This window comes from Pseudomonas bananamidigenes (assembly GCF_001679645.1).
Taxonomy (GTDB): domain Bacteria; phylum Pseudomonadota; class Gammaproteobacteria; order Pseudomonadales; family Pseudomonadaceae; genus Aquipseudomonas; species Aquipseudomonas bananamidigenes.
The window spans coordinates 1-13,444 of the sequence record NZ_LRUN01000078.1 but is presented as its reverse complement, the minus strand read 5'-3'; the positions used below and the strand labels follow the sequence as shown (position 1 = coordinate 13,444).

Genomic DNA, 13,444 nt, shown 5'->3' with positions numbered 1-13,444 from the left:
GCGCCTTGCAAGGCGCGGGTTCTTTCATTGCGTCAAGCGATCAACGCTCCAGCAGGATCCGCAGCATGCGGCGCAGCGGCTCCGCCGCACCCCACAGCAGCTGGTCGCCGACGGTGAAGGCACCGACGAACTGCGACCCCATGTTCAGCTTGCGCAGACGACCGACCGGCACGTTCAGGGTGCCGGTGACTTTCGTCGGGCTCAGCTCCTGCATACTGATTTCACGGTTGTTCGGCACCAGTTTGACCCAAGGGTTGTGCTGGCTGATCAGCCCTTCGATGTCGGCGATCGGCACGTCTTTGTTCAGCTTGATGGTCAGCGCCTGGCTGTGGCAGCGCATGGCGCCGATGCGCACGCAGATGCCGTCGACCGGGATCGGGCTCTTGAAGCGGCCGAGGATCTTGTTGGTCTCGGCCTGGGCCTTCCACTCTTCACGGCTCTGGCCATTCGGCAGTTCCTTGTCGATCCACGGGATCAGGCTGCCGGCCAGCGGTACGCCGAAGTTTTCGGTCGGGTAAGCGTCGCTGCGCATGGCTTCGGCCACACGACGGTCGATGTCGAGGATCGCGCTGGCCGGATCGGCCAGTTGATCGGCGACAGCGGCGTGGGTCGCGCCCATCTGCTTGATCAGTTCACGCATGTTCTGCGCGCCGGCACCGGAGGCCGCCTGATAGGTCATGGCGCTCATCCACTCCACCAGACCGGCCTCGAACAGACCGCCAAGGCCCATCAGCATCAGGCTGACGGTGCAGTTGCCGCCGATGTAGTTCTTGGTGCCCGCATCGAGCTGCTGGTCGATGACCTTGCGGTTGACCGGGTCGAGAATGATGACGGCGTCGTCGTTCATCCGCAGGCTCGAGGCTGCGTCGATCCAGTAACCCTGCCAGCCGGCTTCGCGCAGCTTCGGGAACACTTCGCTGGTGTAGTCGCCGCCCTGGCAGGTCAGGATCACGTCGAGGGTCTTCAGCTCTTCAATGCTGTAAGCGTCCTTGAGCGGAGCAATGTCCTTGCCCACGGACGGGCCTTGGCCGCCGACATTGGAAGTGGTGAAAAACACCGGCTCGATAAGATCGAAGTCCTGCTCTTCCAGCATCCGCTGCATGAGCACGGAACCGACCATGCCGCGCCAACCGATCAGACCTACACGTTTCATCGCAACTACACCTTCTTGAAAAGTGGGCCGCTGCTTTGTATTGAATTTCGCAGCGGGCCCGAGAGATTACAGATTCCGCAGCGCGGCGACTACTGCGTCACCCATTTCCTGCGTACCGACTTTAGTGCAACCGGTCGAAAAGATGTCGCCGGTGCGCAGGCCTTGATCCAGCACCACGCTGACCGCTTTCTCGATGGCATCCGCCGCCTCGTGCAGATTGAAGCTGTAACGCAGCATCATCGACACCGACAGAATGGTCGCCAGCGGGTTGGCGATGCCTTTGCCGGCGATGTCCGGTGCCGAACCGTGGCAAGGCTCGTACATGCCCTTGTTGTTGGCATCCAGCGAAGCCGACGGCAGCATGCCGATGGAGCCGGTGAGCATCGACGCCTCGTCGGACAGGATGTCGCCGAACATGTTGTCGGTGACGATCACGTCGAACTGCTTCGGTGCGCGCACCAGTTGCATCGCGGCGTTGTCGACGTACATGTGGCTGAGCTCGACTTCAGGGTAATCCTTGGCCACCTGCTCGACCACTTCACGCCACAACTGGCTGGACGCCAGCACGTTGGCCTTGTCCACCGAGCACAGCTTCTTGCCACGAACCATGGCCATGTCGAAACCGACACGGGCGATGCGGCGGATTTCGCTCTCGCTGTAAGGCAGCGTGTCGTAGGACTGACGCTCGCCGTTTTCCAGGGTGCGGGTGCCACGCGGCGTGCCGAAATAGATACCGCCGGTCAGCTCGCGGACGATCAGGATGTCCAGCCCGGAAACGATTTCCGGCTTCAGGCTCGACGCATCGGCCAGCTGCGGATACAGGATCGCCGGACGCAGGTTGCCGAACAGACCCAGTTGCGCACGGATTTTCAGCAGACCACGCTCAGGGCGAATGTCACGCTCGATGGTGTCCCATTTCGGGCCGCCCACGGCACCCAGCAGCACAGCGTCGGCGGCACGGGCACGGTCCAGGGTTTCGTCGGCCAGCGGCACGCCGTGCTTGTCGATGGCGGCGCCACCGATCACGTCATGGCTCAGCTCAAAGCCCAGGCTGTACTTGTCATTGGCCAGTTCCAGCACCTTGACCGCCTCGGCCATGATTTCCGGACCAATACCGTCGCCTGGGAGAATCAGAATCTGCTTGCTCATGCTTTCCTCGTGTCTTCAGTCGGTGCGCCATCGACTGGCGCGCCCGGAAAAATGCTTGTCGTTCTAAAGTTATTTCTCGGCCCAGAGCACCAGTACATCTGTACTGAACGAACCATCGGCCTCAATCTCAAAATATTCGCGCACTTCGTTGCCCATCGATTGCTGCAACTGGCGGATCGCGGCGCGCATCACCTCGGGCGTGCGCATGCGCTCGACCCAGCTGTTGTATTCCAGACGCAGACGCTGACGCGTGGTGCTGCGGGTGTGCAGACCGGCCTCGCTGACCTGGCGCAGCCACTCACCGGCAGAATAATCGCGTACATGGCTGGTGTCGCGCAGCACTTCGACGCTTTGCAGATAGGTGTCGAACAACGGACTGCCCGGTGACAGCACATCGATGAACGCCGCCACGCCACCCGGTTTCAGCACCCGGCGCACTTCGTGCAGGGCCACGCCAAGGTCGCTCCAGTGGTGCGCCGAGTAACGGCTGAACACGAAGTCGAACTCGCCATCGGCAAACGGCAGACGCTCGGCGGCACCGTTGACCGTGGACACGTTGCTCAACCCGCGATCAGCGGCAGCAGCGGCCACCACGTCGAGCATCTGCTGCGACAGATCGTAAGCCACCACTTCCTTCACCAGCGAAGCGACGTTGAAACTCACGTGTCCGGCGCCGCAACCCAGGTCCAGCACCCGTGCCTCGCCCTGCCCCGCCAGCTCAGCCTGCAGCAGCGCAAATTCAGTGCCTTGAGCGTGAACGGCGCTGCTCAGGTAAGCGGCGGCCTGTTCACCGAATTGCTTTTGTACAACCTGACTGTGGGCGGTGCTGGTCATAGTCACATCCTGATATCTATGTTGTTTGGACGGCCCTTTTCGCGAGCAAGCTCGCTCCCACAGGGGAATGCATTTCAAATGTGGGAGCGAGCTTGCTCGCGAAGGGGCCAGCCCTGACTACATCAATCTCACGCGTCGCGGAACAACCACGGCTGGCTCGCACGATGTCTGGCTTCGAACGCCGCAATCGCATCGCCGTCCTGCAGGGTCAGGCCGATGTCGTCCAGACCATTGAGCAGGCAGTGCTTGCGGAATGCATCGATCTCGAAACGGTAAGTCTTTCCGCTCGGGCTGGTCACGGTCTGCTCGTGCAGGTCGATCTGCAGCTGATAACCCGGCTCGGCTTCCACCTCTTTGAACAGTTCGTCGACTTCTGCGTCGCTCAAAATGATCGGCAACAGACCGTTCTTGAAGCTGTTGTTGAAGAAGATGTCGGCATAGCTCGGCGCGATGATGCTGCGAAAACCGTACTCTTCCAGCGCCCACGGCGCGTGTTCACGGCTGGAGCCGCAGCCGAAGTTCTCGCGGGCCAGCAATACACTGGCGCCTTGATAACGCTCGGCGTTGAGCACGAACTCCTTGTTCAGCGGGCGCTTGGAGTTGTCCTGGTACGGCTGCCCCACATCGAGGTAACGCCACTCGTCGAACAGGTTCGGACCAAAACCGGTGCGCTTGATCGATTTCAAGAACTGCTTCGGGATGATCTGGTCAGTGTCGACGTTGGCACGATCCAAAGGTGCGACAAGGCCGGTGTGCTGGGTAAAAGCTTTCATGCTGCGCTCCTTTAGATCAATTCACGAACGTCGATGAAACGACCGTTCACCGCCGCCGCAGCGGCCATGGCCGGGCTGACGAGGTGGGTACGACCACCGGCGCCCTGACGGCCTTCGAAGTTACGGTTGGAGGTCGAGGCGCAATGCTCGCCGGACTCCAGGCGATCCGGGTTCATCGCCAGGCACATCGAACAGCCCGGTTCACGCCATTCGAAACCGGCTTCGAGGAAGATCTTGTCCAGACCTTCGGCCTCGGCCTGCGCCTTCACCAGCCCCGAACCCGGTACCACAATGGCCTGCTTGATGGTCGATGCGACCTTGCGGCCTTTGGCGATCGCAGCCGCAGCGCGCAAATCTTCGATCCGAGAATTGGTGCAGGAACCGATGAACACGCGGTCAAGCTGAATGTCGGTGATCGCCTGATTGGCGGTCAGCCCCATGTATTTCAAGGCACGGACGATGGAGTCGCGTTTGACCGGATCGGTTTCCTTTGCCGGGTCCGGCACATTCTGATCAACGGCCAGGACCATTTCCGGCGAGGTGCCCCAGCTGACTTGCGGTTTGATCTGTGCGGCGTCGAGTTCGACCACGGTGTCGAAATGCGCGTCGGCGTCGGACACCAGGTCTTTCCAGGATTCGACGGCTTGCTCCCACTGGGCGCCCTTCGGTGCGAACGGACGTCCCTTGACGTAATCCACAGTCTTCTGGTCCGCCGCCACCAGGCCCACGCGGGCGCCGGCTTCAATGGACATGTTGCAGATGGTCATGCGGCCTTCGATCGACAGGTCGCGAATCGCGCTGCCGGCGAACTCGATGGCATGACCGTTGCCGCCGGCGGTGCCGATCTTGCCGATCACGGCAAGAACGATGTCCTTGGCGGTCACGCCGAACGGCAACCGGCCTTCGACACGCACCAGCATGTTCTTCATTTTCTTGGCGACCAGGCACTGGGTAGCGAGCACGTGCTCGACTTCGGAGGTGCCGATACCGTGAGCCAGGGCACCGAACGCGCCGTGGGTCGAGGTGTGGGAGTCGCCGCAGACCACGGTCATGCCCGGCAAGGTCGCGCCCTGCTCCGGGCTGATCACATGGACGATGCCCTGGCGCACGTCGTTCATCTTGAACTCGACGATGCCGTATTCATCGCAGTTGTCATCGAGGGTCTGAACCTGCAAGCGCGAGACCTGGTCGGCAATGGCGCTGATGCCGCCCTTGCGCTCCGGCGTGGTCGGTACGTTGTGGTCCGGGGTCGCGATGTTGGCATCGATGCGCCATGGCTTGCGCCCGGCCAGACGCAGGCCTTCGAAGGCTTGCGGCGAGGTCACTTCGTGGATGATGTGACGATCGATATAGATCAGCGCCGAGCCATCGTCGCGCTGCTTGACCAAATGCGAATCCCAGAGCTTGTCGTAGAGCGTTTTGCCGGCCATCAGACGTTTCCTCATCAGCTTGTTTCTATGCCCTGGGCTTATCAATGACCCTTTGGCTTGTGAGGCCGATCCTATGGGGTTAGATTGAATAACTCAAATTCATATTTTTTATGCTTTGGATAACCAACTGGAATACAGAAAATGGATCTGGCCAACCTCAATGCCTTTATCGCGATTGCCGAGTCCGGAAGCTTTTCGGGCGCTGGCGAACGCCTGCACCTGACACAACCGGCGATCAGTAAACGCATCGCCGGGCTGGAGCAGCAATTGAACGTGCGCCTGTTCGACCGTCTGGGCCGTGAAGTGGGCCTGACCGAGGCCGGCCGGGCCCTGCTGCCGCGGGCCTATCAGATTCTCAACGTACTGGATGACACCCGCCGCGCATTGACCAATCTCACCGGCGAAGTCAGCGGTCGCCTGACCCTGGCCACCAGTCACCATATAGGTCTGCACCGCCTGCCACCCTTGTTGCGCGAATACACCCGCCGCTACCCACAGGTTGCGCTGGATATTCAGTTCCTCGATTCGGAAGTGGCCTACGAGGAAATTCTCCATGGCCGAGCGGAACTGGCGGTCATTACCCTGGCACCGGAGCCGCACACACTGGTCAAGGCCATGCCGGTCTGGGATGACCCACTGGATTTCGTGGTCGCACCAGAGCATTCATTGATCAGCAACGGCGCCGTCACATTGGCGGACATTGCCGGTCATCCGGCGGTTTTTCCCGGCGGAAACACCTTTACTCACCATATTGTCCAACGCTTGTTCGAGGCACAGGGGCTGACACCGAACATCGCCATGAGCACCAACTACCTGGAAACCATCAAGATGATGGTGTCGATCGGCCTGGCCTGGAGCGTTTTGCCACGCACCATGCTCGATGAACAGGTGGCGCGCATACCTTTGCCGGGCATACAGCTCAGTCGCCAGCTAGGCTATATCCTGCACACCGAACGGACACTGTCGAATGCTGCACGGGCGTTTATGGCCCTGCTGGACGCGCAAATCGATCTGCCAGGGACTCTCGGCTGACTTGTGCTACTCCTATAGAGCTGCCGTCCCCTGTGCCTAATGCCCAAATCAGCTCAAGGCCCGTTAACAATGCCGAAATCTGTTGACCGTATTCCGCCGATGCCGCGTATTCAGGCCATTGACCCACGGCGTTCCGAACAGAGCTGGGAGAGCGCGCCACAATTGCTCGCAGCGCTTAACGGTGCCCGTCTCGGCGCCTGGTATTGGGACATCGAACGCGGGCAGATCAGTTGGTCTCGGGGCACCCAGGCCCTGTTCGGCTTCGATCCACGGCAGCCATTGCCCGAAGATCTCGAATACCTCGACCTGCTGCCGCCGGAAGACCGGGCCAAAACCATTCGCGCCTTTCATGCGGTGATTGCCGGCGCGCCGCTGGAACAAGCGATGCACCACCGCATCCGCTGGCCCGACGGCAGCCTGCACTGGTTGGAAATCAATGGCAGTCTGCTGCCGGACAAGCATGGCCGCCCCCGAATGATCGGGGTGATTCGTGAAATCACCCACCAGCGGCAACGGGAACAGGCCCTCAGCAGCTCTGAGAAACGTTTCGCCACACTGTTTCACCTGTGCCCGAACATGGTGCTGCTGACCCGCCAGGAAGACGGCCTGATCAGCGAGGCCAACCAGTATTTCGAGAGTCTGTTCGGCTGGCCGGTGCAGAGCGCGATCGGTCGTACCACCCTGGAACTCGGCCTGTGGGTGCATCCCGAACAACGAGCGGAACTGGTCAGAAAGACCAAGGCCAAGGGCGAGTTGATCAGCATGGAGGTGCAGTTCCGCGCCAGCAACGGCCAGGTTCACGACGCATTCTCAGCGCACAAAAGGTTGAACTCGAAGGCCAGCCGTACCTGCTCAGCACCTTTCTCGACACCACCGAACGCAAGGCGGCCGAACACGCGCTCAAGGACAGCCAGGAACGCCTCGATCTGGCCCTGGACTCGGCACAGCTCGGCACCTGGGACTGGCACATTCCCAGCGGCATGCTTTACGGCTCGGCGCGAGCCGCGCAATTGCACGGACTGGAGCCGATTCCGTTCCACGAATCGTTCGACGAATTCTTCGAAGGCGTACCCGGTGAAGAACGCGACAGCATGCGTGACGCCTACCGCAGCTTGCGCGAAGGCCCGGCAGGCAATTATCAGTTGACGTATCGGGTGCAACTTCCGGACGGTCGATCCCGCTACCTGGAAAGCCGCGCCCGCCTTTATCGCGACGAAAACGGCGTACCGCTGCGCATGGCGGGCACCTTGCTGGATATCACCGATCAGGTCGAACGCGAACAGCGCCTGATAGCCTCCGAAGAGAAATTCGCCACGCTGTTCCAGGTCAGCCCCGACCCGATCTGCGTCACACGTCAGGAAACCGGAGAATTCATCGAGATCAACTCCAGCTTCACCCAGACCTTCGGCTGGAGCGCCGCCGATGTCATCGGCCATACCGCCGAAGAAATCGGCCTGTGGGACGCTTCCGCCAAGAGCCTGCAACGTATCGAACGGGTGATCCGCGAACAGGGGCTGAGCAACGTCGCGATCATCGTCCAGCACAAGGACGGCCAATCGCTGACCTGCGTGATATCCAGCCGCCAGATCAGCGTCGGCAACCAGCCATGCATCGTCACCACGCTGCGCGACATCACTCAGCAACAACGCTCGGAAGCGGCACTCAAGGCCAGCGAAGAGAAATTTGCCAAAGCGTTTCACTCCAGCCCCGACGCCATCACCATTACCGAGCGCGATACCGGGCGCTACCTGGAGGTCAACGACGGCTTCTGTCGCCTGACCGGTTATCGTGCCGACGAAGTGGTGGGCAAGACCGTGTATCAGGTCGGCATCTGGGCCGAGGAAAAACAACGCTCGGCGCTGCTCGCCGAGTTGCAGATCAAGGGCCGCGTGCATCATCAGGAGATGCTCGGGCGCAACAAGCGCGGGGAACTGTTGACCGTGGAAGTCTCGGTCGAGCCGATCACCCTCAACGAAACCGCGTGTCTGTTGCTGACCGCCCGGGACGTCAGCCTGCTGAAAAATGCCGAGGCACAGATCCGGCACCTCGCCTATCACGACCCGCTGACCAATCTGCCCAACCGCGCATTGCTGATGGATCGCCTGAGCCAGCAGATCGCCTTGCTCAAACGTCACAACCTGCGCGGTGCGTTGCTGTTTCTCGATCTGGATCACTTCAAGCACATCAACGACTCGCTCGGCCATCCGGTCGGCGACACGGTGCTGAAGATCATCACCGCACGCCTCGAGGCCAGCGTGCGCATGGAAGACACCGTCGCCCGGCTCGGTGGTGATGAGTTCGTGGTCTTGCTCAGCGGCCTGGAGGGTACTCGCAACGAGGTCAGCGTGCAGGTGCGTGAACTGGCCGACACCATTCGCGAACTGCTGTCGGAGCCGATGTTCCTCGATGGGCAGCGCCTGCAAGTGACGCCGAGCATCGGCGTGGCGCTGATTCCCGACCACGGTTCGACCCCGACCGACCTGCTCAAGCGTGCGGATATCGCCCTGTACCGGGCCAAGGATTCCGGTCGCAACACTACACAGATGTATCACAACACCATGCAGAAGGCGGCCAGCGAACGGCTGCGCATGGAGACCGACTTGCGCCTGGCATTGTCCCGTGGCGAATTCAACGTGCATTTCCAGCCGCAAGTGGACGCCCGGGACAACCGCATCATCGGCGCCGAGGCGCTGGTGCGCTGGAACCACCCGGAACTCGGCGCACAATCGCCTGCCGAGTTCATCAAGGTACTGGAAGACAGCGGGCTGATCCTCGAGGTCGGCACCTGGATTCTCGACGAGGCCTGCGATGCCTTCAAACAACTGATTGCCGACGGCTTGATCGATCCGCTGGCGTTCAGCCTGTGCGTGAACATCAGCCCCCGGCAGTTCCGCCAGAACGACTTCGTCGAACGTATCGGACACAGCATGACCAGCCATGGCCTGCCCTGCTCGCTGCTGAAACTGGAAATCACCGAAGGCATCGTGATCCAGAACCTGGAAGACACCATCAGCAAGATGCGCCGCCTGAAAAAGCTTGGCGTGAGTTTCGCCATGGACGACTTCGGCACCGGTTATTCATCGCTGACCTACCTCAAGCGCCTGCCGGTGGACACCCTGAAAATCGATCAGTCCTTCATCCGCGACGCCACCAGCGACCCCAACGACGCCGAGATCATCCGCGCCATCGTCGCCATGGCCCGCAGCCTGGAACTGGAAGTGATCGCCGAAGGCGTGGAAACCCCGGAGCAGCTTGAATTCCTGCAAGGACTGGGTTGCCATTTGTATCAGGGCTATCTGCACAGCCGGCCGGTGGCGCTGGAGGGGTTGAAGGGGTTGCTGGAGTGACGGGCACAAAAAAGGGCGCCTTTCGGCGCCCTTCTTGTCAGTCGGCCTGACTTATTGCAGAACCGGCTTCTCCGCCCCGTTGATCGGGATGCGCTTGGCCTTCGCCTCTTCCGGGATCACTCGCAGCAGGTCAATGCTCAACAGACCGTTACGCAGGTCGGCAGCCTTGATCTCGATGTGATCGGCCAGACGGAAGGACAGCTTGAATGCACGCTGGGCGATGCCCTGGTGCAGGAAGGTGACGCCTTCGTTCGCGTCACGCTTGCCGCCACTGATGGTCAGCACGCCTTTCTCGACTTGCAGTTCCAGGTCTTCTTCCTGGAAACCGGCCGCCGCCACGACGATGCGGTATTGATCGTCACCGTGTTTTTCGACGTTGTAAGGAGGATAGCTGCTGCCCGGCTCGTTGCGCAGGGCGGTTTCGAACAGGTCGTTGAAACGGTCGAAACCTACCGAGGAACGGAACAGTGGAGCGAGGGAAAATGCAGTACTCATGGTTCAAATCTCCTGAAAACAATCAGCAAGTTTTTTTGTCTCCGCGACCCGAATTCGGCATCGCGTAACCCTTAGATAGGGACCTGCATTTTGTTTTCAAGAGAAGATTTGAAGATTTTTTTCAGGCCGCTTCGGCGACCGGCAAGCCCAGCAAACGCGAGACCTGGTCCGGCTCGGTTTCGCGGCGAAGCACAGTAAACAGCTCGGTGGCTTCGGGGTAGTTGCGGGTCAGCATCGCCAGCCATTGCTTCAGGCGACCCGGCGATTGTCGTGCAGTCATCTGCGCTTTGGCTTGCAGCCAGAAGTCCTGGATCAGCGGCAGCAGCTCGGCCCAGGTCATCTCGACGACTTCCTCGCCGGCACGGGCGGCAGCGATCTGCCGGGCCAGATCTGGACGCGACACCAGGCCGCGACCGAGCATGATGTCTTCGACACCGCTGATTTCCCGACAGCGCCGCCAGTCTTCGACACTCCAGATGTCGCCGTTGGCGAACACGGGGACCTTGACCACGTCCTGCACACGGGGAATCCACTCCCAGTGAGCCGGCGGCTTGTAACCGTCCATCTTGGTCCGGGCGTGAACCACAATGTGCTCGGCACCGCCCTCGGCCAGCGCCGTGGCACAGACCAGCGAGCCGTCCGGACTATCGAACCCCAGACGCATCTTGGCGGTGACCGGGATGTGCGCCGGCACGGCACGCCGCACGTGTTCGACGATCTGGTTGAGCAGTTCCGGCTCCTTGAGCAGCACGGCTCCGCCACGGGACTTGTTCACGGTTTTGGCCGGGCAACCGAAGTTCAGATCGATCACTTCCGAGCCCAGTTCGCAGGCCAGTGCAGCGTTCTCCGCCAGGCATACCGGGTCGGAACCCAACAGTTGCACGCGCAGCGGCACACCAGCGGCAGTGCGGGCGCCAGTGAGCAGTTCAGGGCCAAACTTGTGGAAATAGGCCGGGGTCAGCAACTGATCGTTGACGCGAATGAACTCGGTCACACACCAGTCAATACCGCCGACACGGGTCAGGACATCGCGCAGGATGTCGTCGACCAACCCTTCCATCGGCGCCAGAGCAATTTGCATGGAAAACACACACTCAAGGAAAAACGAGCGGCAGTTTACTGGGTTTCGCGGGGTAAACCCATGTCCGCTGTCTGGATGGCCGGGCCGTAGCCTTCGATGAACTCGGCAGGCATACGCTTGGGCTTGCCGGTGGACAGCTCGATGCAGACGAAGGTGGTCTGGGCACGCAACAGCGTGGCGTTATCACTGGGGCGGACCAGTTGGAAGTGACGGGTCATTTTCAGGCGCTGATCCCAATCGACGATCCAGGTCGCCAGTTGCAGCTCGTCACCTTCGTAGGCGGCTGCCAAATAGTCGATTTCGTGCCGCACCACTGCCATCGCCCGATCCAGGCGCCGGTACTCGACCAGATCCAGACCGAGCCGCTGCGAGTGGCGCCAGGCACAACGCTCGAGCCAGGTCACGTACACCGCGTTGTTGGCGTGACCCAGTCCGTCTATGTCCTCGGCGCCTACTTGCAGATCAATGGTAAACGGCGTTGCCCGATCCCAGCCCATGCCCTACTCCCGGTCAAAAGATTCAACCGGGGCAGTGTAACGGATGACTACGCCGATTGCCGCGCCTGAAGGCTGCGCCCGGCCAGCAGTGATAGCACGCCATCAATCACCCTGGGGTCGGCCAGCACACGCTGATGACCGCCTGACTCCAGACGCAACAGTCGGCTGTCGAACCAGGACTCGTGGATCAGTCGGGATTCCTTCACCGAGACGAAGGTATCGTCTTCGGCATGCACAATCAGACCTGGCATATCCAGCTGATAGTGAGCGACGTCAAGAGTGGCGGCGCGCATGCCGACGTCCTGCTCGACCTGACGAATGAACGCAGAACGAGCCCGGGGCGGCATTCCCATATAACGCGCAAATCCGCGTAAAACGCCCAGAATGCGTGCCGGAGCGGCAATACTGACCAGAGTTTCGGTACGCAGCCCCAACTGCACCGCAAGCATGGCGCTGGCGCCACCCATGGAATGGCCGATGACCGCTTGCAGCGGTGGCAATTCAGCAGCGGCTTCGAGCATGGCGCGAGCAAACAGTACGACGTTGGCTTCGCGCCCTGGCGAACGACCGTGAGCCGGACCATCGAGAGCGACCACGGTGTAACCGGCTTCGACCAGCGCAGTGATCAGCGCGGCAAACTGGGTCGGCCGCCCTTCCCAACCATGCATCAGCAGAACTGTCGGACCTTGCCCCCAACGCAGTGCGGATAAACCGAAACGTAAAGTGATTCGCTCGGATTTCGCCAAAAGCGGCAATTCCCACTCCCGTGGCGAGTTCGCGCGTGGCGTCATGAATGCCAGGCGCATTTTGCTTGCCACCAGTCTCGGCGCAAACCAGCCCAAGGTGCCATTAACGCCACGAACCCACTTCAACGTGTTCATCGCTCTCTCCCCAGGCTCGCCGCCTTCAGGTCAACGCACCGCCGACTTGGCGGCGCGCAACAATCGATCGGATAAATCACCAGGCCCCAACGCCCTCGCAAGCGCCAGACCACCCACCATCAGGGCCACGTCGGCCAGCGCTTTGTCGGTGTCTTCGGGGCTTGACGCCAATTGCGCAATCATCAGCTCCAGGTGTTCGTTGAGCGCTATGCGAAACGCTTCCGGCAGCCTTCCAAGCTCACCGATGGAAGCCGGAATCGGACAGGCCGAATCGCTGGAATCGCGATGCTTGCGCGACAGGTAGAACGCAGCCACCAGAGCGCGGCGCTCTTCACCGGTCAACTCGCTATCCATGTCGGCAATCAGATCCCGGCGGCGACTCAACAACTGCTTGAACGCCTCGAGCATCATTGCGTCCTTGCTTTCGAAGTGCGCATAGAAGCCACCGACAGTCAGACCGGCGGCCCCCATGACCTCGCCCACGCTCGGTTCGGCCGGGCCGCGCTGAATCAGAGCGGCGCTGGCAGCCTTGAGGATGCGTTCGCGGGTTTGAGCTTTTTTGTCGTTCATCGTTGCCTCCGAATATTACGATTAGAATATTATTCTCATAATAATATTCTGCAAGTCGAGAATATGACCGCTGGTCTGAAGCACAGTGTAAGGAAAAAGGAGATTTGGCCAAACGCCAGACAAACAAAAGGGCCATTCAATAATTGAATGACCCTTATAAATCCCGCAAGGCGGGTAATCGTGGCGTCCCCTAGGGGACTCG

General features: G+C 60.7%; 11 protein-coding genes and 1 pseudogene. 2 read left to right on the top strand and 10 right to left on the bottom strand.

The window, feature by feature from the left end:
* Positions 1–40: 40 nt before the first annotated feature.
* The 5 genes from asd to leuC all read right to left on the bottom strand — a co-directional run bounded on the left by asd (position 41) and on the right by leuC (position 5,339).
* Positions 41–1,153 (bottom strand): aspartate-semialdehyde dehydrogenase, encoded by a 1,113-nt coding sequence (asd, locus tag BBF94_RS23755; RefSeq protein ID WP_011333354.1) that lies wholly within the window; start codon positions 1,151–1,153, stop codon positions 41–43.
* Positions 1,154–1,219: 66 nt separating this feature from the next.
* Positions 1,220–2,302: a 3-isopropylmalate dehydrogenase gene (leuB, locus tag BBF94_RS23750; RefSeq protein WP_065261395.1), complete on the bottom strand. Its 1,083-nt coding sequence runs from the start codon at positions 2,300–2,302 to the stop codon at positions 1,220–1,222.
* Between the two features lie 69 nt (positions 2,303–2,371).
* Complete coding sequence (locus BBF94_RS23745; RefSeq protein ID WP_065261394.1) at positions 2,372–3,136, bottom strand: class I SAM-dependent methyltransferase; 765 nt, start codon at positions 3,134–3,136, stop codon at positions 2,372–2,374.
* A 128-nt stretch (positions 3,137–3,264) separates the two neighbouring features.
* Positions 3,265–3,909, bottom strand: a complete 645-nt coding sequence (gene leuD / locus BBF94_RS23740; RefSeq protein WP_065261393.1) for a 3-isopropylmalate dehydratase small subunit — start codon at positions 3,907–3,909, stop codon at positions 3,265–3,267.
* Positions 3,910–3,920: 11 nt separating this feature from the next.
* Positions 3,921–5,339 carry a 3-isopropylmalate dehydratase large subunit gene (gene leuC, locus BBF94_RS23735; RefSeq protein ID WP_065261392.1) on the bottom strand — a complete coding sequence of 473 codons (1,419 nt, stop codon included), beginning with the start codon at positions 5,337–5,339 and terminating at the stop codon, positions 3,921–3,923.
* A 141-nt stretch (positions 5,340–5,480) separates the two neighbouring features.
* Between leuC and BBF94_RS23730 the strand changes: the two genes are divergently transcribed.
* Positions 5,481–6,371 carry a LysR family transcriptional regulator gene (locus BBF94_RS23730; RefSeq protein ID WP_065261391.1) on the top strand — a complete coding sequence of 297 codons (891 nt, stop codon included), beginning with the start codon at positions 5,481–5,483 and terminating at the stop codon, positions 6,369–6,371.
* Positions 6,372–6,440: 69 nt separating this feature from the next.
* Positions 6,441–9,718: pseudogene (locus BBF94_RS23725) on the top strand (PAS domain S-box protein).
* Between the two features lie 51 nt (positions 9,719–9,769).
* Here BBF94_RS23725 and BBF94_RS23720 read toward each other — a convergent pair.
* From BBF94_RS23720 to BBF94_RS23700, 5 genes are all read right to left on the bottom strand, one after another.
* On the bottom strand, positions 9,770–10,213 hold the full coding sequence (locus BBF94_RS23720) for an Hsp20 family protein (RefSeq protein WP_065261390.1): 444 nt from the start codon (positions 10,211–10,213) through the stop codon (positions 9,770–9,772).
* A gap of 121 nt (positions 10,214–10,334) precedes the next feature.
* The gene (locus BBF94_RS23715) at positions 10,335–11,294 is read right to left on the bottom strand and encodes a tRNA dihydrouridine synthase (protein WP_065261389.1); all 960 of its coding nucleotides are present in this window, start codon (positions 11,292–11,294) and stop codon (positions 10,335–10,337) included.
* A gap of 35 nt (positions 11,295–11,329) precedes the next feature.
* Positions 11,330–11,791, bottom strand: coding sequence for an acyl-CoA thioesterase (locus tag BBF94_RS23710; RefSeq protein ID WP_065261388.1), 462 nt, complete (start codon positions 11,789–11,791; stop codon positions 11,330–11,332).
* 47 nt (positions 11,792–11,838) lie between these two features.
* Positions 11,839–12,672 carry an alpha/beta fold hydrolase gene (locus BBF94_RS23705; RefSeq protein WP_065261387.1) on the bottom strand — a complete coding sequence of 278 codons (834 nt, stop codon included), beginning with the start codon at positions 12,670–12,672 and terminating at the stop codon, positions 11,839–11,841.
* Between the two features lie 30 nt (positions 12,673–12,702).
* On the bottom strand, positions 12,703–13,242 hold the full coding sequence (locus tag BBF94_RS23700; protein WP_065261386.1) for a TetR/AcrR family transcriptional regulator: 540 nt from the start codon (positions 13,240–13,242) through the stop codon (positions 12,703–12,705).
* Between the last annotated feature and the right edge of the window lie 202 nt (positions 13,243–13,444).